The sequence below is a fragment of the Billgrantia gudaonensis genome (genome assembly GCF_900100195.1).
In the GTDB taxonomy this organism is placed as follows: Bacteria; Pseudomonadota; Gammaproteobacteria; order Pseudomonadales; family Halomonadaceae; genus Halomonas; species Halomonas gudaonensis.
In genome coordinates this window covers 31130-51265 of the sequence record NZ_FNES01000003.1, presented here as the reverse complement: position 1 = coordinate 51265, position 20136 = coordinate 31130, and the positions used below count along the sequence as shown (strand labels likewise).

At 49.5% G+C, this 20136-nt stretch carries 17 protein-coding genes; all 17 read left to right on the top strand.

The window, feature by feature from the left end:
* Positions 1-11 precede the first annotated feature (11 nt).
* The 17 genes from BLP96_RS04200 (at position 12) to BLP96_RS20225 (ending at position 19963) form a co-directional block, all read left to right on the top strand.
* Positions 12-1418 carry an MBL fold metallo-hydrolase RNA specificity domain-containing protein gene (locus BLP96_RS04200; RefSeq protein ID WP_089683463.1) on the top strand — a complete coding sequence of 469 codons (1407 nt, stop codon included), beginning with the start codon at positions 12-14 and terminating at the stop codon, positions 1416-1418.
* Positions 1415-2797 (top strand): hypothetical protein, encoded by a 1383-nt coding sequence (locus tag BLP96_RS04195; protein WP_089683460.1) that lies wholly within the window; start codon positions 1415-1417, stop codon positions 2795-2797. The genes BLP96_RS04200 and BLP96_RS04195 overlap by 4 nt, the downstream gene beginning before the upstream one ends.
* Positions 2798-2800: 3 nt before the next feature.
* The gene (gene wbpA, locus BLP96_RS04190; RefSeq protein ID WP_089683458.1) at positions 2801-4114 is read left to right on the top strand and encodes a UDP-N-acetyl-D-glucosamine 6-dehydrogenase; all 1314 of its coding nucleotides are present in this window, start codon (positions 2801-2803) and stop codon (positions 4112-4114) included.
* Between the two features lie 169 nt (positions 4115-4283).
* Positions 4284-5234 (top strand): Gfo/Idh/MocA family oxidoreductase, encoded by a 951-nt coding sequence (locus BLP96_RS04185; RefSeq protein WP_089683457.1) that lies wholly within the window; start codon positions 4284-4286, stop codon positions 5232-5234.
* A 127-nt stretch (positions 5235-5361) separates the two neighbouring features.
* Positions 5362-5940 (top strand): UDP-2-acetamido-3-amino-2,3-dideoxy-D-glucuronate N-acetyltransferase, encoded by a 579-nt coding sequence (gene wbpD, locus BLP96_RS04180; protein ID WP_089683455.1) that lies wholly within the window; start codon positions 5362-5364, stop codon positions 5938-5940.
* Positions 5912-6334, top strand: a complete 423-nt coding sequence (locus BLP96_RS04175) for a GxxExxY protein (protein WP_340147953.1) — start codon at positions 5912-5914, stop codon at positions 6332-6334. Before wbpD ends, BLP96_RS04175 begins: the two co-directional genes overlap by 29 nt.
* A gap of 111 nt (positions 6335-6445) precedes the next feature.
* Positions 6446-7603, top strand: coding sequence for a DegT/DnrJ/EryC1/StrS family aminotransferase (locus BLP96_RS04170; protein WP_089683451.1), 1158 nt, complete (start codon positions 6446-6448; stop codon positions 7601-7603).
* Positions 7600-9060 (top strand): lipopolysaccharide biosynthesis protein, encoded by a 1461-nt coding sequence (locus BLP96_RS04165; RefSeq protein ID WP_089683449.1) that lies wholly within the window; start codon positions 7600-7602, stop codon positions 9058-9060. Before BLP96_RS04170 ends, BLP96_RS04165 begins: the two co-directional genes overlap by 4 nt.
* 15 nt (positions 9061-9075) lie before the next feature.
* Positions 9076-11025: an asparagine synthase (glutamine-hydrolyzing) gene (asnB, locus tag BLP96_RS04160; protein WP_176761453.1), complete on the top strand. Its 1950-nt coding sequence runs from the start codon at positions 9076-9078 to the stop codon at positions 11023-11025.
* Between the two features lie 55 nt (positions 11026-11080).
* Positions 11081-12004 (top strand): sulfotransferase family protein, encoded by a 924-nt coding sequence (locus BLP96_RS04155; RefSeq protein WP_176761452.1) that lies wholly within the window; start codon positions 11081-11083, stop codon positions 12002-12004.
* Positions 11976-12920: a GNAT family N-acetyltransferase gene (locus tag BLP96_RS04150; RefSeq protein ID WP_089683443.1), complete on the top strand. Its 945-nt coding sequence runs from the start codon at positions 11976-11978 to the stop codon at positions 12918-12920. Before BLP96_RS04155 ends, BLP96_RS04150 begins: the two co-directional genes overlap by 29 nt.
* Positions 12921-12971: 51 nt before the next feature.
* Positions 12972-14279 carry a polysaccharide deacetylase family protein gene (locus BLP96_RS04145; RefSeq protein ID WP_218118577.1) on the top strand — a complete coding sequence of 436 codons (1308 nt, stop codon included), beginning with the start codon at positions 12972-12974 and terminating at the stop codon, positions 14277-14279.
* Positions 14273-15409 (top strand): hypothetical protein, encoded by a 1137-nt coding sequence (locus BLP96_RS19800; RefSeq protein ID WP_143005069.1) that lies wholly within the window; start codon positions 14273-14275, stop codon positions 15407-15409. Before BLP96_RS04145 ends, BLP96_RS19800 begins: the two co-directional genes overlap by 7 nt.
* A 210-nt stretch (positions 15410-15619) precedes the next feature.
* The gene (gene asnB, locus BLP96_RS04140) at positions 15620-17503 is read left to right on the top strand and encodes an asparagine synthase (glutamine-hydrolyzing) (protein WP_089683439.1); all 1884 of its coding nucleotides are present in this window, start codon (positions 15620-15622) and stop codon (positions 17501-17503) included.
* Positions 17500-18621, top strand: a complete 1122-nt coding sequence (locus tag BLP96_RS04135; RefSeq protein ID WP_176761451.1) for a glycosyltransferase — start codon at positions 17500-17502, stop codon at positions 18619-18621. Before asnB (BLP96_RS04140) ends, BLP96_RS04135 begins: the two co-directional genes overlap by 4 nt.
* Positions 18551-19729, top strand: a complete 1179-nt coding sequence (locus tag BLP96_RS04130) for a glycosyltransferase family 4 protein (RefSeq protein WP_245682155.1) — start codon at positions 18551-18553, stop codon at positions 19727-19729. Before BLP96_RS04135 ends, BLP96_RS04130 begins: the two co-directional genes overlap by 71 nt.
* A 15-nt stretch (positions 19730-19744) precedes the next feature.
* Positions 19745-19963, top strand: a complete 219-nt coding sequence (locus tag BLP96_RS20225) for a UDP-N-acetylglucosamine 2-epimerase (protein WP_218118580.1) — start codon at positions 19745-19747, stop codon at positions 19961-19963.
* Positions 19964-20136: the final 173 nt, after the last annotated feature.

The following is a 20136-nucleotide window of genomic DNA, read 5'->3' as shown; positions in this document are numbered from 1 at the left end:
GGTTGGCAGTCATGGACGACTACCCGCAATTGCTTCACCACGGCGGTGCAGAGGGCGTTACCGGCAGTTGCCACCGGCTGCAGATCGCCGCGGACCGCGCCCTGCTGGTCGACTGCGGGCTTTTTCAGGGCCAGGATGCCGACCGCCTCGATAGCCTGGAGCAGCACCGCGTTACTTTCCCGGTGGACGACGTGCTGGCGCTGGCGGTTACCCACGTGCACATCGACCACATCGGCCGGCTGCCCTACCTGCTGGCCGCGGGATACAAGGGGCCGATCCTCTGCTCGGTGCCCTCGGCCCGGCTGCTGCCGCTGGTGATCGAAGATGCGCTGAAGATCGGCTTCACCCGCGACCGCACCCTGATCGAGCGTTTCCTCGACGAAGTGGAACACCGCCTGGTCGCGCTGCCCTACAAGCGCTGGCACACCGTGCTCGACGACGAGCGCCACCGCCTGCGGGTCAAGCTGCAGCGTGCCGGCCACATTCTCGGCTCCGCCTACGTGGAAGTGGACAGCCTCGACAAGGCCAGCGGCCGGGCGCAACGCACCGTGTTCTCCGGCGATCTCGGCGCCCCCTACGCGCCGCTGCTGCCGGCGCCGCGCTCGCCGTACCGCGCCGACACCCTGGTGCTGGAAAGCACCTACGGCGACCGCCGCCACGAAGACCGCCGCCACCGCCGGGAACGGCTGAAGGCCGCCATCGACCGCGCCCTGGAAAACGGCGGCACCGTCATCGTGCCGGCCTTCAGCATCGGTCGCACGCAGGAGCTGCTCTACGAGCTGGAAGGGCTGATTCACGGCGCCCGCGACGCCCGCTGGCGCGAGCTGGAAATCGTCGTCGACTCGCCGCTCGCCGCGCGCTTCACCCAGGTGTATCGCGAGCTGAAACCCTGGTGGGACGCCGAAGCCCACCGCCGGTTGCGCAGCGGGCGCCACCCGCTCAGCTTCGACAACCTCTACACCGTAGAGAGCCACGAAGAGCACGAACGCACCGTCGACTACCTGGCGCGCACCCATCGCCCCGCGGTGGTGATCGCCGCCAGCGGCATGGCCACCGGCGGGCGCGTGGTCAACTACCTGAAACGCATGCTGCCGGACGAACGCCACGCCGTGGTGTTCATCGGCTACCAGGGCGCCGGCACCCCCGGCCGCGACATTCAGCGCTACGGCCCGCAGGGCGGCTGGGTGGAACTCGATGGCGAGCGCATCGACATCCGCGCCCGCATCGACACCGTCAGCGGCTACTCGGCCCACGCCGACCAGCGCGACCTGCTGCACTTCATCCAGCGCATGCGCCAACCGCCGCATCATGTGCGGCTGGTGCACGGCGAACCGGCAGCGCAAGCCGCCCTGGCCGCCGAAATCGAAGCCTGGGCCAAAGCGAAAGGGCACGTCATTCGAGTTACCCACGCAACATGACCGTTACCCAATACCTCAGCATTCTCTTCTCGCGCCCGCGCTGGCGGCACGTATTGGGGGCGGCCCTGGTGGCGCATCTGGTCGTGGGCGGCTTCGCCCTGCTCCGGGCGCTGCTGGCCGGCATCGATCTCTCGCTGATCATGGACGGCATCCAGTTCGCGCTCATTCAGGCGGCGCTGTTCCTGTTGTACTTCTCCTCATCGCGGATGGAGAACGTCCGCTACTCGCTGGATACGCAGTTCTACGTCGAGCGCTATTACAAGGAGCACAGCCGCTTCCTGGCCATGAAGCGCGAAGGGAAGGGCGGCTACGGGGCGCAGATCGGCCTGGAAGCGGGCGACACGCGCCGCCTGGCCGGACGGCGCGATCTCATCGTCAGCCAGTCGCTGCTCGAGTACCGGCCGCCGGCGGATGCCACCATCCAGGATCTGGCGTTTCGCCTGGAAGACAACTGGTACGAGCTGCCCTGGGTCGTGGCCGATCAGGCCCTGGAGATCACCCTCAAGCGCTTCAACGCCCTGGAAAAGTACGACTACAACGGCCTGCTGATGGCCGTCACCGGGCTGGAACGAGGCCCCGAAGGCGCCACGCTGGTCTTCGAGAAGGCCACCTACTACAGCTACCTGGTCACCAACATGCTGCCGGAGGTGGAACTGCCCGGCGGGCTGACCTACCGCGACATGCTCGAACCCGGCCCCGCGCTCGCCACGCTGGAAACCAGCCAGCCCGAGAACCACCTGGGGCTCAACTGCCTGTACCGCACCCGCGACGGCGATTTCATCATTCCGCGGCGCAGCCAGAACACCAACGTCTTCAAGGGGCAGCTCTCGGCCAGCGTTTCCGGCGCCTCGAACCTGCACACCTGCCGCCTGGGGCGAACCGGCACCTACGGCCCGCTGGCCTGGCTGATCAACGAAACCCGCGAAGAGCTGCCCTTCCTGTTCACCGAGGAAGGACAGCCAACCGGCGACGAAGCCCTGGAAGACCTGCTGGGCGAGGCGCGCTTTCTCGGCATCACCCGCGAGCTGCGCCGCTGCGGCAAGCCGGAAGCTTTCTTCTTCTGCCCGCTGCCTCTGACCACCGGCGAGGTGCGCCAGCGGCTGGTGGCGCATCGCCGCGCCCGCGGCGAAACGGTCGAGATGAGCGAGATTCGCGCCATCGACTACAACGAAAACGCCGGCTTCCTGCTGGTGAACGAAGCGGCGCTGTTCGAAGGCCTGGGCCAGCACATCGAACCGGGCAAGCGCCGCCCGCCGCTGTTTCGCAAAGCGCGCCCCGAATTCCAGCACCGCCTGCGCCACGAGGGCGAAACCTATGTGGTTTCCGAGGCGCTGTTCGTCAATCTGGTGCTCTATCAACACCACCGTTCGACTGGATGATCGATGACATCACCCCACGCTAACCTCCTGCACAAACTCAACGCCAAGGAAGCCGTGATCGGCATCGTCGGCCTCGGTTACGTCGGCCTGCCGCTGATGCTGCGCTACAACGACATCGGTTTTCGCGTGCTCGGCATCGACATCGACCAGGACAAGGTCGACCGCCTCAACGCCGGCCAGAGCTACATCGAGCACATTCCCTCGGCGAAGGTCGCCCGGGCGACCGGTTCCGGCTTCGAAGCCACCACGGACTTCCGTCGCGTGGCCGAGGCCGATGCGATCATTCTCTGCGTACCCACGCCGCTCAACAAATACCGCGAGCCGGACATGAGTTTCGTGGTGAACACCGTCGATGCGCTGAAACCGCATCTGCGCGAAGGGCAGGTGGTCTCGCTGGAAAGCACCACCTATCCCGGCACCACCGAAGAAGAGCTACTGCCGCGGGTGCAGGAAAATGGCCTCGTCGTGGGCGAGAACGTCTTTCTGGTCTATTCCCCCGAGCGCGAAGACCCCGGCAATCCGGATTTCGAAACCCGCACCATCCCCAAGGTCGTTGGCGGCCATACGCCGGCCTGCCGGCAAGTGGGCGAGGCGCTCTATGCCCCGGCCATCGACCGCGTGGTGCCGGTCAGTTCCACCAAGGCCGCCGAGATGACCAAGCTGCTGGAAAACATCCACCGTGCGGTGAACATCGGCCTGGTCAACGAGATGAAAGTGGTGGCAGACCGCATGGGTATCGACATCTTCGAGGTCGTCGACGCCGCCGCCACCAAGCCCTTCGGCTTCACGCCCTACTACCCGGGCCCGGGCCTGGGCGGCCACTGCATTCCCATCGACCCCTTCTATCTCACCTGGAAGGCGCGCGAGTACGGCCTGCACACCCGTTTCATCGAACTTTCCGGCGAGGTGAATCGGGCCATGCCGGAATACGTGGTCGGCAAGCTGATGGACGGCCTCAACGACCACGGCAAGGCGCTCAAGGGCAGCCGCGTGCTGGTGCTGGGCATCGCCTACAAGAAGAACGTCGACGACATGCGCGAATCGCCCTCCGTGGAAATCATGGAGCTCATCGAAAGCAAGGGCGCCGAGGTGAGCTACAGCGACCCCCACGTGCCGGTGTTTCCCAAGATGCGCGAGCACCATTTCGCGCTGAGCAGCGTCGAGCTGAGTGCCGAAAGCCTGGCCGGCTTCGACGCCGTGGTACTGGCCACCGACCACGACCGCTTCGACTTCGAACTGATCAAGCAGCACGCCAAGCTGATCGTCGACAGCCGCGGCACCTACCGCGAAGCCGCCCCCCACATCGTCAAGGCCTGAATTCACACTCGCCACGGAGCTCATGGTTCGCCACGGAATCCACGAAAAGGCACGGAAAACAGATAATTAAAGTATTTTTTGTTCCGTGTTTTTCTGTGTTGTTCCGTGGCGAACCTTGGTTTCCATGGCAAATGAAATCTCTTACGTGGCAATAACATTCGAGACGTTTATGAAGAACTTCGCCCTGATCGGCGCCGCCGGCTACATCGCCCCGCGCCATATGAAAGCCATCAAGGAAACCGGCAACCATCTGGCCATCGGCTACGACATCAACGACTCGGTCGGCATCATCGACTCCATCTCGCCTCAGAGCGAATTCTTCACCGAGTTCGAGCGCTTTCAGGAGCACGCCTGGCAGCTCAAGCGCGACCCCACCACCGCCCTGAACTACGTGGCCGTGTGCTCGCCCAACTACCTGCACCACGCCCATATTGCCGCCGGGCTGCGCCTGGGCTGCGACGTGATCTGCGAAAAGCCCCTGGTGCCCACGCCCGAACTGCTCGACGAGCTGGCGTTGATCGAGCGCGAAACCGGCCAGCGGGTCTACAACATCCTGCAGCTGCGCCACCACCAGGCGATTCTGGATCTCAAGCGGAAGGTGGAAAGCGAGCGGCGCACCGACAAGCACGAGGTCGAGCTCACCTACATCACCTCTCGCGGCAAGTGGTACATGGAGAGCTGGAAGGGCGACCCGCGTAAATCGTTCGGCGTGGCCACCAACATCGGCGTGCACTTCTTCGACATGCTGCACTTCATCTTCGGCGACCTGCAGAAGAACGTGCTGCACTACGCCACCAACGACAAGGCCGCCGGCTATCTGGAATACGAAAAAGCCCGCGTGCCCTGGTTCCTCTCCATCGATGCCGGCGACCTACCCGAGAGCGTGAAAGGCAAGCAGCCCACCTATCGCTCCATCACCGTGGACGGCAGCGAGATCGAATTCTCCGGCGGCTTCACCGACTTGCACACCGTCAGCTATCAGGAAATTCTCGCCGGCCGCGGCTACGGCATCGAAGATGCCCGCCACTGCATCGAAACCGTGAACACCATCCGCTCCGCCCAGCCCCAGAAGCCGGAAGCGGGCGAAGGGCATCCATTCCTGAAGAAACTCGTCGTTTAGCCTCGGAACCCGCTTTCTGCCACGGAACCCACGGAATAACACAGAAGTTATTAATTAATAATTTTTATTGTTTTATATTTTTCCGTGTACTTCCGTGGCAAAAATTGGCAACCAAAGGAACTTGATCATGTCAGTGTCGATCCATCCTTCCGCCATCGTCGACGAAGGCGCCCAGATCGGCGAAGGCTCCCGCGTATGGCACTTCGTGCACGTGTGCGGCGGCGCCCGCATCGGCAAGAACGTTTCCATGGGCCAGGGCGTGTTCGTCGGCAACAAGGTCACCATCGGCGACAACTGCAAGATCCAGAACAACGTCTCCGTGTACGATAACGTGCACCTGGAAGAAGGCGTGTTCTGCGGCCCCAGCATGGTATTCACCAACGTCTACAACCCTCGCTCGCTGATCGAGCGCAAGGATGAATACCGCGACACCCTCGTTCGCAAGGGAGCCAGCCTGGGCGCCAACTGCACCATCGTGTGCGGGGTGACCATCGGCGAGTACGCCTTCATCGGTGCCGGCGCCGTCGTCAACAAGAACGTACCGGCCTACGCCCTGATGGTAGGCGTACCCGCCAAGCAGATCGGTTGGATGAGCGAGTACGGCGAACAGTTGCAACTGCCGCTGAAAGGGCAGGGCGAAGCCGTGTGCCAGCACACCGGCGACCGCTACGTTCTGGATGGCACGGAAGTCATCAAAAGTCGATAGCCACGGAAAGCACGGAATAACACTGAATACAATGCATGAAGAAGAACTGACATATAAGATTAGAGGCGCCGTGTTTGAAGTTTACCGCCAACTCGGCCATGGCTTTCTGGAAAGCGTGTATCAAAAAGCGTTGATTCACGAACTATCCATGAGCGGAATCAAAGCCGTTGCCGAAGTTCCTCTGTCTGTTGTCTACAAAGATCATGCGGTAGGTGAGTTTCGTGCCGATATCGTCGTGGAAGATAAAATACTGCTAGAGCTAAAGGCCACCAGCACCGTTCATCCATCGGCAGAAGCTCAGGTCATAAACTACCTGAAAGCGACTGGCCTGAAAGTCGGGCTTCTGATAAATTTTGCCTGGCCCAAAGCCACTGTAAAGCGCCTTGTTTTTTAGTTTTTACATGATTTCGCCACGGAATCCTCGGAATAACACAGAAAATTATTTAAATTAGTTATTTATTCTGTGCCTTTCCGTGTTTTTCTGTGGCAATAAAAAGGTGTCATAATGCAATTCATCGATCTCGCCGCCCAGCAAGCGCGCATCAAGGACCAAATCGACGCTGGTATCCAGCGCGTTCTCGCCCACGGTAAATACATCCTGGGCCCCGAAGTGCACGAGCTGGAAGAAAAACTCGCCGACTACACCGGCGCCAAGTACTGCATCACCTGCGCCAACGGCACCGATGCCTTGCAAATCGCCCAGATGGCGCTCGGCATCGGCCCCGGCAACGAAGTGATCACCCCCGGCTTCACCTACATTGCAACCGCTGAAACCGTCGCCCTGCTGGGCGCCAAACCGGTATACGTGGATATCGACCCGCGCACCTACAATCTCGACCCCAGCAAGCTGGAAGCGGCCATCACGGCGAAAACCCGCGCGATCATCCCCGTTTCGCTCTACGGGCAGTGTGCGGATTTCGACGCCATCAACGCCATTGCCGAAAAGCACGGCCTGCCGGTGATAGAAGACGCCGCCCAGAGCTTCGGCGCCACCTACAAGGGGCGCAAGTCCGGCAATCTGAGCACCATCGCCACTACCAGCTTCTTCCCCAGCAAGCCGCTGGGCTGCTACGGCGACGGCGGCGCCATCTTCACCAACGATGAAGAGCTGGCCACCGTCATCCGGCAAATCGCCCGGCACGGGCAAGACAAGCGCTACCACCATATTCGCGTAGGCGTGAACAGCCGGCTGGATACGCTGCAGGCCGCAATCCTGATGCCCAAGCTGGAAATACTGCCCGAGGAAATCGAGCTCAGAAATAAAGTGGCTAAGCGCTACAGCGAGCTGCTGGATGGGAGTGTAATAGGGGAAAAGCAGCCTTTTGGTGACCGAAAAGAATATTCAGTGTCTTTCAGTGGATTCCGTGGCAACGTAACGACGCCCTATGTCGAGCCCCACAATACCAGCGCCTGGGCGCAGTACACCGTTCGCGTGCCCAATCGCGAGCAAGTACAGGCCGCGCTCAAGGAAGCCGGTATACCCACCGCGGTACACTATCCGGTGCCTCTCAATCAACAGCCGGCAGTCGCTGACCGTGAAGCCGACCTGCCTCAGGGAGACCAAGCGGCAAAAGAAGTGATTTCACTGCCGATGCACCCCTATTTGAACGATGAGCCGGTCATGGCAGTGATTGCCTCCTTGAGTGAGGCCGCCAAAGCATGATGAGTCGTGCCAAGCAAAGGGCAGCAAGGCTGCTACCAAAAAACAAATTTGCACGCAGCGTTTCCGTTCTGGCTGGCGGTACGGCAGCGGGGCAGATCATCGTGGTTGCCGCATCGCCTGTACTCACACGATTGTACAGCCCGGAGGACTTCGGGCTTCTGGCTGTATATGCTGGTTTGTTGGGCATTCTGTCCGTGATTGCCAGTTTGCGCTATCAGCTTGCGATCCCTCTGCCTGAAAGCGATGAAGAAGCAGCGACTATTGTGGTATTAAGTCTTATTACGGTTGGTGTCACCACGCTTTGCACTGGGGTTGCTGTCTGGCTGTTTGGTGATTATATTGTCAGTTTGCTGAATACACCAAATTTATTGCCTTATTTGTGGTTGATTCCCACTAGCTTGTTCCTTATGGGTGTCTATCAAGTGTTTCAATACTGGGCGATAAGGACAAAAAATTTTCCCAGTATCGCGAAAACAAAGTTTGCCCAGTCTTTGAGCATGGTTGTTATTCAAGTTGGGGGGTACGCACTCGGTCCCGTCGCACTTTTATTAGGCCGTGTTGTTGGACAAAGTGTAGGTGTCTTAGGGCTTGCCAGATCGGCCTTTAAACAAAGGCCTGGAAATTATAGCTTCTCTCGATTAAGAAGAATTAGGGAAAGCGCAAACGAGTACATGAAATTCCCGTTGGTTTCGACTTGGGCAGGATTATCTAGCTCGGCCGGATCGCAATTACCTCCTTTGTTGCTAGCAGCATCTCTCGGGGTAGGTTCAGTTGGCTTGTTCTCGCTGGCTCAACGTGTCCTTGCTCAACCTATGTCAATCATCGGTAAAGCAATTTCAGATGTGTTTTATCAAAAAGCTGCGCAAGCTCATAGAGAAGGTGGGTTAGCAGAAAATGTACAAAAATTATTTTTTATTCTTTTGCTCATAGGCGCTCCACCTGGTGTGGCAGTTTTTGTTTTTGCACCTGATGTTTTCCTTTTTGTTTTTGGAAGTGAGTGGCATTCAGCAGGTATGATCGCCCGTTGGATGGTACCTTGGATGCTAGCAGATTTTGTTGTTTCACCATGCACAGGGATTTACCCTATAATTAATAAACATGGAGTTGCGTTAAGGTTTCAGATTGCATTGATGATGTCAGGGATAATAGGGGTGGTGGTTGGCGCCTGGTACTTTGAAAGTCTCATGGTTTCTGTTGCCATAATTTCTGCTTTGAAATCCATGGTTTATCTATCTAGGCTTGTGAATATTTTTATAATGCTCGGAATCAGGTTAAGGGCCCCGGCCATTAAGGCTATGAAAAGTGTATTTGTTTGCGGTTTTATCGTTCTTCCGATCATAGCTCTTTGGCTATATGATATTTCCGATACACTTTTAATTTTAGGGTGTGGCTTTGTCTCGACGGTTATGTGGTTGTTGTCCGTTGTCAAATACTCAAAAAGTGTGGCTATTATTTGATATTGGGAGTTGCGTGTGTGTGGAATTGCCGGTTTTTTGAGATTTAATCTATCTGCTCCAAATCCCAATTTGAAAGCGATATCGAAACAGTTACACAACCGTGGACCCGATTGTGAGGGGTATTATATCGAAGGGGGTAATAATGCTAATGAATTTTATTCTGGTGAATGGAGTTCTCCTGAAATAAAGAAAGCCCTTCCACCTATTTCTGGCGAAGAAGTATATTCAGATGTAGCATTTGTGCATCGTAGATTGTCAATTATAGATGTCAGCGATGCAAGCCATCAACCGATGGTAAGTAGCTGTGGCCGATATGTTATTTGTTACAATGGGGAGATTTATAATTATAAAGAGTTGCGGTTAGAGTTAGAAAAAAGGGGGGATTGTTTTTTAACGAATGGGGATACTGAGGTTCTGCTAAAGCTTTATGCAAGATTCAAAGAAAGCTGCCTTGAAATGCTGAATGGAGACTTTGCGTTTTCGGTATGGGATAAGTTAGAAAAACAGCTGTTCTTAGCGAGAGATAGGGTCGGCATAAAGCCAGTTTTTTTTACAAAAAATGATAATTTTATTTTTTTTGCATCTGACATAAAGACTATTATAGCTTCAGGCGTGTATGAGCCCGAAGTGAGCATTAATGGTCTCTATTTGTCGTTCTTTTTTGGTATTGCCCCACGTCCGGAAACGGCTTTCAAGGATGTTTGGGCCTTAGAGCCCGGAACTTGGTTAAAAATTGACAAAAATGGTAAAGAGACAGCGGGTCGGTATTGGGAAATACCCTACGGCAAACCACTTTTAGATCTGAATTATTCTGATGCAGTAGAGCAGTTGAAAGAAAAAATCGCTGAAGCGGTAGAAATAAGGATGAGGGCGGATGTTGAGGTGGGAAGTTTCATGAGTGGAGGAGTGGATTCAACAACGATCACTGCTCATGCATCAAAATTTAACCCATCAATTAAAGCGTTTACGCTAGGTCATCCTAGAGAAAGCGATTTAGATGAAGTGCAGCAAGCAAAATTGGCCGCTCAAAGTTTTGGAGTGACTCACATTATTGAGCGTGTTTCGCAGAAATTCTACCTTGATAATATTCAAAGAATTACTCTAGGCTATGAAGAGCCTTTTTATAGCGTTTCTCCGAATTATGTAATTTCTAATATAGTGAAAAAACATGGCATAAAAGTTGTGCTTAATGGTCTGGGTGGCGATGAATTATTTGGAGGGTATAAGTATTATCAAAGCTATAAAAAATGGCTGATTTTGCGTCCTTTGAAAGGCTTTGTCGGCTTGTTAAAGCCTATAGTGCCAAAAAGGTTAGAGAAGGGTCTTGAGCTGATTCAAGCTAAAACGGTTTCTCAGTATCATACAGCATTTTTCTCGAAGCACAGAGAGTCTGATGTTAGGATGCTGTTCGGAATAAAAAGAAAAGAAAGCGAAAGCATCTTATCCGAAATTGATCGTCGCTATGTTGGTGGAAAAAGATTTCGCGATGGCTTTGATGCACTGATGTACATGGATCTAAAAAACTACATTGGTAATCACCATGTTGAGCGGACTGATCAATTCACGATGATGAACTCGGTTGAAGGAAGGTTTCCGCTCTTGGACCATAATTTAATAGAGTTTGCGGCAAGGCTGCCAGATAAATTTAAAGTCAACAAAGGAGTTTCTAAAAGAATATTGAAAGATGCAGTGAAAGGACTGGTTCCCTTGGATTGCTTATATATGAAAAAAAAGGGGTTCTCGTTTCCATTAGAAAAGTGGATGCGGGATGATTTTAGGGATTTTGTCGAAGATCATATTAGTTGTTTGAAGTCCAGGAATATCTTTTCTTCAGATGTTATCGATACTTGGTATTCTGACTTCTTGGACCACAAAAGGTCCTATGCTGATGTTTGGCATTTAGTTACGATGGAAATGTGGTTTCAAAGTTTCATAGATAAAGGTTTTTTGAAGGATGCGGAATGATCTATTATCCTTGACTCGAATTCGAAGGCTACTCGTTATATGGGTATCCATGTGTATGAAATGGGTGTTCAAGCTACGTACCGTTAGCTCCAATACTGGCCTCCACACTTGTTCTTATCAACCCGTTTTTATTATTGGCGCTCCCCGAACCGGATCAACAATAATTTATCAGGCTCTTACCAATGCCTATCGATTTGCTTACATTGACAACGTGGCTTGTACTTGGTGCCATAATTTAAGTCTTGGTCTTTGGCTTAGCAATAAAAAGTATGGGGACAAACCCCACAATAATTTCAAAGCGGAGCATGGTGACACGCGAAAGTTTGGCGGTCATGCTCCTAGCGAATGTGGACAGTTTTGGTATCGCTGGCTTCCTAAACACCGCCACTTTATTGACCATAATGAAGTCACATCAAAAATGGTTAAAGAAATACGTGAAGAGGTATTTAGGGCGTCTAGTTACTTGAAACGTCCATTGTTATTTAAGAACTTAAACGCTGGACAACGGCTCAGGTTGATACATGAGGTGTTTCCGAAAGCTAAGTTTATCTTTGTTAGGCGTGATCCTAGGTTTGTGACGCGATCAATACTTAAAGCACGGAGAAAGATTGGTACACAAGACGGACAGTGGTGGAGCGTTATGCCCCCAAATGTGGAAGAATTGAGAATGTTGCCTGAGGGTGAGATGTGTGCGGCCCAAGTTTATTTTTTGGAGCAACAGATCGAGAAAGATTTGACCCTCTTCCCGAAAGAAAATATACAGGAAGTTCATTACCAAAATTTGGATGAGAATCTGGTGAACCTACTGGGAGAGTGGTGTGGTGTTACTGCCCGTGGAAAGGGTGAAATACCAAAGTTTCAACATGATGATCTAAGAAGTTTGAAGCCTTCAGAGCTTGAAGAGCTAAACAGTTTGGTAGAGAAATATCCCTTCAAAAAGGAATTGTTTCTTGAAGGAAATATACCGAAAGCTTTGTGAAAGTGAGCCCTCCATTCCCTTGTTCTCCCAAGCTTGGTGGCTAGATGCCGTCGCAGGAGATCAGTGGGACGTTGTGCTTGCGACCAAAAAACAACAGGTAATTGGTGCGCTGCCTTACGTGCTTCGTAAAAGAAGGGGCTTTCGTCTGCTCAGTCAGCCCATTCTCACCCAAACTCTCGGTCCCTGGGTTCGCCCTACACATAAGTCCTACCCTAAACAGTTGGCCTACGAGAAAGACGTGTTGGGCGAGCTGGCAGATCAGCTGCCGAACTACGATCACTATGCGCAAAATTGGCATTGCGACCGACAAAATTGGCTTCCGTTCTATTGGCGGGGCTTCAAACAAACTACCCGCTATACGTATCGACTTGATTTGAAAGCGGATAAAGAACAGTTGTGGAAGGGGATGCAACAGAATATCCGTAGTGATATTCGTAAAGCCAAAGATCGTGTAGGTGTTGATGTAAGAGAGGGAACACTAGAAGAGTTCATGGCACTTAACAGAATGGTGTTTAAGCGTCAAAATCGAACTGTACCTTATACATCGAAGCTTGTTAGTGGCCTCGATACTGCGGTTTCGGCTCGAAACGCCCGGGATTGCCTAGTAGCTGTTGATCGTGAAGGCAATCTTCATGCTGGTGCCTATATCGTTCGTGGTGGTAATACAGCCTATTATCTGATGGGTGGTGGGAATCCTGAACTGCGTAATAGTGGCGCGACGAGTTTAGTGTTGTGGGAAGCAATTTGCCGGCAGCCAGAGACTGTGGAGGTGTTCGATTTTGAGGGATCAATGATTGAACCTATTGAACGCTTTTTTCGAGCCTTCGGCGCAATACAAACCCCTTATTTCCATGTATCGCGCAGCAACTCTAAGCTCTTTAAGCTGCTCATTACGCTTCGCCCACAACGTAGCTGAGTAAATGTAATGTTTTTTTCTGAAGCTACTCTCCGTTGGCTAGAAGTCATCTTGAAAGAACGCTTTGGGTATAACTTCGTACTAAGCCAAAAAGTAGGGGAGCTAACACTACTTTTGCCTGGTAGGCAGGGCAGTATTTCATTTGATAATTTGCAAGAAGTATTCCACCAGTCTAGATCAGACTTCTCTTGTGAACAGTGGAGAGCGTCGGTTGAGGGCTTTAAAGGACCGATTGAAGATACCCTTTTCGCGCCATCTTCTACTGAGCTATCAGCACCGTTGATTGAGTTATGCGATCAGGGTGCGATCATTCACTATGATATTTTGGGCTTGGCGTACTGGATGCTAAGCCGTCTGGAAGAAATTGGTCGTACGGATCTAGACGAACACCAACGCTTCCCCGCCGTGTCATCACACGCTTACAAGCACAACTACCTAGAACGGCCTATTATAGATGAGTGGATGATCATTCTAGGGCAGGTTATTCAGCAGGTTTGGCCGCAGACAGAACTGCGGCGACATGAATTTAGTGTCAAGGTATCGCATGATGTAGACACTCCAAGCCAGTACGCCTTCAAACCTTGGCCGACCATCGGGCGGATGATGGCTGGGTATCTACTCAAGCGGCGTGAGTTTAAGGCTTTTTTCACGGCTCCTCATGTCAAACTGGCAACAGGCGCTCAGCTTCATCCTGCTGACCCCTACAACACGTTTGATTGGCTGATGGATGTGTCAGAAGCCAATAACATCCAAAGTGCCTTCTATTTTCTCTGCGGACGGACGAGCCCAGTTCGAGATAGTGACTACGAATTGGAGTACCCCGCGATTCGCAACCTGATACGCCGAATCCATGACCGAGGTCATGAAATTGGTTTACACCCCAGCTACGGAACTTTCCAGAAACCTGAGTTGATTAAACAGGAAGCAGACCGCCTGAAACGTGTCTGTGCTGAACTTGGTATAGTCCAAACTGAATGGGGAGGGCGTATGCACTATTTGCGTTGGGAGCAGCCCACAACGCTACGCGCCTGGGAGAATTGCGGAATGAGTTATGACTCTACTTTAGGCTATGCTGACAGTCCAGGGTTTCGTTGTGGTACCTGTTATGAATATCCAGCATTTGACCCTGTAGCACAAACGCATCTTAGGTTAAGGATTAGGCCGTTAGTAGTAATGGAGTGTTCGGTTATTTCGTGCATGTACTTGGGACTAAGAAATTCAGATGAAGCGTTGAAGAAAGTCACAGATCTGAAAAAAAAATGCCGAAAAGTTAATGGCTTGTTTACACTTCTTTGGCACAATTCTTATTTCGATAACAAGGAATTATTTGGTGTTTACAAGAAGGCCTTACAGTGTTAGTTCGTACCGTGTTACGTGATAATACCTTTCAAAGAAATATAACCATAAGAGGGTTAGCCTCTTGGATATTTGTTTCCCTTATAATATTAAATAACTTAGTTTACCAAACCAACCTACAGCTAAATCAAGTATTGGTGATAATAAGTGCTGTGTTGTTAGCTTTTCTAGTTGCCCTTTCACGAGGAACAGTCAGCAAGTATGTTGTGACTTTCACGGTAATAGTGTTTTTAATTTATATCCCTCCAGTTTTTTTCAGAGAAACATCGCAAGCGGTTAATCGATCCTTTGCATATTTTTTAATTTTAATGTTGTATATTTTTCTGCTGTTCTATGGCTATAAGGTAGACGTAAGGAAAACACATTTTTTTGTATTTTTTGCATTTTACTTGGCCATATTAAGTTATGTGATTTTGTCAGGCGATAGGCTAATTATTAACCCAAACTGGATATCATTAACACTGTTCTATCTTTTCTTCTTGGCGTGGGGTAAAACCAGTTTTATTTTCCTAATTTTTGGCCTGCTTTCAAGTTTTTTTGTCTTTGAATCTAGGGGGGTAAGCATTGTTTTTTTTGTAGCAATGCTATTGTTTTTGGCACAAAAAACCATTGGTGAGAAATCAACTAAAATAATATACATTTCTATATATTTTTCTTTGGTTGTTTTTATGTTCTATATTATTCACCTGCTTTCAATCGATGACAAATCGCTTCTACAGATTATTATTTCTATTACAGAAAGAGGGTTAGGAGGGCGAGAAACAGCTTTGATTCAGGGGTACCAAGACCTAATTGAGAGTAATCTTTTAGGAATTGGCCCTGCTTCTCCTGGTGGATATGATGATCCGGTTACAGGACAGGGAGTTCACATACATTTCGGATTACTGGAGTTGATGCTAAAGTACACTGGTTTAGTTCTCCTTGGGTTTTGTTATTTAATAATAAGATTAGTAAAGAGTGCTTCGAGCGATCAGTTTCCAATGGTAGGCGGGGCGATGATGGTTGTTTTTTTTTACAATGGCCTGGCCCCCAGTCATTTAGGACTTAATGTTTTGTTACTCATGATTATTTCAAAAGTTATTCTGACTTCGGGAAACCATATTAATGGTTTATTCGCTAATAACAAAAGATAAGATATCGGGAACCTGGTCGCGAAAGCTTAAAATCTCTGGAAAGGGTTTTAGTGGTAACTACTTTGTTGATATCTTAACTGGATCTTACCAGGATGACTCTAACTAACCCTCTGTAATTGGCTTTAACTTTCCCTGGGATACGTCTAGAGTGAATAAGTTGTCTCTTGGCTTATTTTCCTTCTTTATGAATTTATTTAAAGAGTTTGAATAATGTGTGGACTTCTTGGTTGCGTCGTTACAGAAAAAAAACCTAATGAAGTAGTCGATGGCGCTTTAGGAATGATCGCGCATCGTGGCCCTGATCATAGATCTTACCATCATGAAAAAATTAATGGTAAGAATGTTTATCTTGGCCATACGCGACTTTCAGTTATAGATCTTAGTGACCAGGCTTGCCAGCCCTTCAATTCAATTTGTGGTCGTTATTGCCTGGTTTATAATGGAGAAGTATATAATTATAGAGAAATAAGATCTGAGCTTAAAAACCTTGGCTACTCTTTTAGAACGGAATCAGATACTGAAGTTCTTCTCTATTCTATAGTACAGTGGGGGGTGGAAGTTTTGCGCCGCCTTATTGGTATGTTTTCATTTGTGTTCCTTGATCGGGCCGAACAAAAACTAATTTTTATTCGTGATGCATTTGGTATAAAGCCTTTTTTTTATGCTCATCAAGGAAATAATTTATATTTTGCATCTGAAATGCAACCATTAATTCATTTGCGTCAAGAAGCCCCTAAACCTGATCTACAGCGTGCCTACGACTACTTGGTTCATGGCTATTATGACTCATCGGAGTTCAGTTTTGTGGCGGGTGTAAACCAACTTCCTCCTGCGCACTACTTTAATTTTAATCTAAAAACGGGGGAATTGTCAGAACCCAAACGCTGGTGGAAGCCGGAGATAAGTAATAGTTCATCATTGAGTTTTGATCAAGCAGCTGAGAAGTTAAGGAATCTTTTTCTAGATAGTGTAGCGCTACATTTGCGCAGTGACGTGCCTGTTGGTGTTGCATTATCTGGCGGTATTGATTCATCTGCTGTAGTTTCTGCCGTTCGACATCTTGAGCCGGATGTACCACTGAATACGTTTAGTTATGTATCCAATGATCAATCTATCTCAGAAGAGAAGTGGATTGATCTTCTCAACAAAGAGATGGGGACAAGGGAGCATAAAGTCATAGCCGATGAGCAGGAGTTGGAAGCTGACTTAGATGACATGCTGCTGAAGCAAGGTGAACCATTTGGTAGTACTAGTATTTATGCACAGTACCGTGTATATAGGCTAGCTAAGGAGAGCGGTGTTACGGTTACACTAGATGGCCAAGGTGCGGATGAGCTTTTAGCAGGCTATTCAGGTTATCCTGGTCATCGTTTACTTAGTTTGATTGAAACGAAGGGGTGGCGAGCAGCGCATCAATACGCAAAGCGGTGGGCACAATCACCCAGTAGGAATTATTTCTTAGCGTGGCAGTATCTTTTGAAAATTAAACTCCCAAATCGCTTGTATTCACTGGCAAGAAAAAAAATGGGTCGTGATTTTGAGCCTGCTTGGTTAAACACTGAATATATGGCTGAAAATGGAGTTGTTTTTATGGAGGCACGTGCACTATTAAGCCAAAAGAATCAAGGGTTGAGAGTTAAAGAGGCACTAGCACATGCGCTGATGCACCATGGTCTACCTTCGTTGTTGCGCCATGGAGATCGAAACTCAATGGCTTTTTCTATTGAGAGTCGGGTACCATTCCTGACAATCCCTTTGGCCGAATTTCTATTATCATTACCGGAAAGTTATTTAGTCTCAGAAGAGGGGGTCACCAAGCATGTATTTAGAGAGGCGATGAGAGGTATTGTGCCAGATAGTCATTTGGATAGAAAAGATAAAATCGGTTTTGCCACACCTGAATCTACTTGGCTACTTAGCATGGCTGACCTCGTCAAAAGTTGGATTGATCAAGCGCCGGATCTCCCCTTTCTAAATAAAGAAAAACTTGTTGATGAGCTTGAAGAGGTTGTGGATGGGAAGAGAAATTTCGATGGCAGAGTCTGGAGATGGGTTAATTATTTACGATGGTGCAGTTTGATGGGTGTAAAATGAAAATTGTTAACTTGGTCCTTAATAATTTTATTAATGACAGTCGGGTTTTAAAAACATCGAAAACTTTGGCTAGCCACGGCCATGAAGTCCAGGTGGTCGCACTTCATGAAACTGGTCTCCCTGAGAATGAAAAAGACGGCTCTATACGTATCCATAGAATTTCATTAGTAACACGTAACTGGTCGAAGAATAGAGTAGTTCAGGCGATAAAGTTTATTGAATTTTTGATCCGGTTTATTATAAATTATCGCAGAGCAGATGTTTTGCACTGCAATGACTTGAATGCATTGATAATTGGTGCTCTTTGCAAAGCCACAAGGCCAGCGATAAGCATTGTGTATGATTCTCATGAGTACGCAATTAACGACAAGCCTAATCAGTCTTTGTGTTCTAAAAAGTTTAAATATTTTCTTGAGCGATTTTTAATTTTTTACGCTGATCAAGTGATCACGGTAAGCGACTCAATTGCAGAAGAATATGCTCGTATCTATAAAATTACGAAGCCTAGTCTCGTTTTAAATTGCCCAAAGTATAGAGAGCAGCCAAAGTGTAATTTTTTTCGGGAAGAATTAGGTTTGCGGTCAGATCAAACAATATTTCTTTATCAAGGAGGGCTCAGTAAAGGGCGAGGAATTGAGTTGATTTTGGAAGCTTTCACTGGTCTGGGTTCTGACAAAAATGTGCTCGTATGTATGGGGTATGGCCCTCTTGAGATATTAATCCAAAGAAGGGCGAAAGAAAGTAACACAATCTTTTTTTACCCAGCCGTTGCGCCTGATGCTATTTTAAATTTTACTAGTTCTGCAGATTATGGTATTTCATTTATAGAGGATTCTTGTTTAAGCTATCGTTACTGTTTGCCCAATAAGTTGTTTGAATATCTCATGTCCGGGCTACCAGTGCTTACCTCTAACCTTTACGAGATGAAACGGTTGGTTGAGAAAGAAGGGGTGGGAGTTGTTGCTGAATCCAATACTGTGGAAGGCTTTCGTAAAGCGGTGATGGATTCTCTGTCTCAAGATTATTCTTCAGTACAGGAAAATGTTTTTGAAGCTCGAAAGAAGTACTGCTGGGAAGAGCAAGAAAAAATCATTAAAGAGATTTATGATGCCCTCTGATTTGCATGTTGTTCATTTGACTTCTGTCCATGCCCGTTTTGACACTCGTATCTTTATCAAAGAATGCAGATCTCTCGCCGCTCATGGGTATAATGTTAAATTAATCGTAGCTGATGGAAAGGGTGATGAAGAAAAAGACGATGTTACTGTCCTCGATGTTGGTGCTTCTAAAGGGCGTCTTGATCGCATTCAAAACGCTCCAAGGCGTATATTAAATAAAGCATTGGCTCTGGATGCTGACATCTACCACCTGCACGACCCCGAATTGATCCCTGTTGGCTTGAAGCTGAAAAAACGTGGAAAAAAGGTAATTTTCGATGCTCATGAGGATGTGCCGAAACAGCTGTTGGGTAAGCCCTATTTGAATAAGTCGGCCAAGTGGCTGCTATCTAGGTCATTTGCAGTCTATGAGCGCTGGGCCTGCCGTAAGCTGGATGGAGTGATTGCGGCGACTCCTTATATTCGGGATAAGTTCACTGAGCTCGATGTTAGGTCAGTCGATATCAACAACTATCCGTTGCTGGGAGAGCTATCTGTTGTTGAACCAGATTGGTCTAAAAAGAAGAAAAAAGTGTGTTATGTGGGTGGGCTCGATCGTATTCGTGGAACACAAGAGATGATTGAAGCCATGTCTTTGACAAAGACAGGTGTGGAACTTGTTATTGGTGGTCGTTTTAGTCATCAAGCTTTTGAAGACCAAATAAGAACTGATGCGGGATGGAAAAAGGTAGGTTTTCTCGGCTGGCTGAATCGAAAAGGTGTAAAGAAGTTATTGAATGACTCAATTGCAGGGGTGGTTGTTTTGCACCCGATGGTTAATTATCTAGATTCACTGCCGGTTAAGATGTTTGAGTATATGGCTGCTGGTCTTCCTGTCGTCGCCTCGGACTTTTCGCTTTGGAGAAAAATAGTCGAAAGCAATCAGTGCGGTATTTGTGTGGATCCGCTTGACCCCCAAGCAATTGCTGAGGCAATTGATTATTTGGTTTCTAATCCAGAAGAAGCGGAGCGTATGGGAATAAATGGGCAGCGAGCTGTGGAAATGAATTACAATTGGAGTATTGAAGAGAGAAAGCTGCTCGATTTTTATAAATCTCTGGATGCCTGATAGCACTTATGCAATATTTCGGATATCTTCTCCAACCAGTTTGGCATTCCCCGGTGTGACAATATAATTGATATCCATTGCGGTAACCACGGCGAAATGACGGGACGCATGCTGAATGAGGTCGGGCACGTGCTGCTTGAGCACAAGCTTGATCGTGTGCTGGTGTTCAACACTGCTGGTGCATTGGCGGCTGCTGAGCTGTATATTCCCGTTGACCATGTTGAAGTAGGTTAGCGCAGCTTCAATATGCAGATGCGGGAGGAGATCAACTGCGTCCTCACTGACCAGATTAGCGACTTGCTATTATGTCCTACCAACACAACTGTCAAGAATTCGGAAGTGAGGGTTTTTCCAGCAAGCCGGTGAAAGTACTGTAATCCGGCGATGTGATGCAAGACCCTGCGTTG

Bases quoted from the DNA above. Each gene is read 5' to 3' on its own strand.
- BLP96_RS04135 (WP_176761451.1), top strand. From the start codon at position 17,500: ATGAAAATTGTTAACTTGGTCCTTAATAATTTTATTAATGACAGTCGG.
- BLP96_RS04155 (WP_176761452.1), top strand. From the start codon at position 11,081: ATGAAATGGGTGTTCAAGCTACGTACCGTTAGCTCCAATACTGGCCTC.
- BLP96_RS04165 (WP_089683449.1), top strand. From the start codon at position 7,600: ATGATGAGTCGTGCCAAGCAAAGGGCAGCAAGGCTGCTACCAAAAAAC.
- BLP96_RS04170 (WP_089683451.1), top strand. From the start codon at position 6,446: ATGCAATTCATCGATCTCGCCGCCCAGCAAGCGCGCATCAAGGACCAA.
- BLP96_RS04185 (WP_089683457.1), top strand. From the start codon at position 4,284: ATGAAGAACTTCGCCCTGATCGGCGCCGCCGGCTACATCGCCCCGCGC.
- wbpD (WP_089683455.1), top strand. From the start codon at position 5,362: ATGTCAGTGTCGATCCATCCTTCCGCCATCGTCGACGAAGGCGCCCAG.
- BLP96_RS04200 (WP_089683463.1), top strand. From the start codon at position 12: ATGGACGACTACCCGCAATTGCTTCACCACGGCGGTGCAGAGGGCGTT.
- wbpA (WP_089683458.1), top strand. From the start codon at position 2,801: ATGACATCACCCCACGCTAACCTCCTGCACAAACTCAACGCCAAGGAA.
- asnB (WP_089683439.1), top strand. From the start codon at position 15,620: ATGTGTGGACTTCTTGGTTGCGTCGTTACAGAAAAAAAACCTAATGAA.
- BLP96_RS04175 (WP_340147953.1), top strand. From the start codon at position 5,912: ATGGCACGGAAGTCATCAAAAGTCGATAGCCACGGAAAGCACGGAATA.
- BLP96_RS04195 (WP_089683460.1), top strand. From the start codon at position 1,415: ATGACCGTTACCCAATACCTCAGCATTCTCTTCTCGCGCCCGCGCTGG.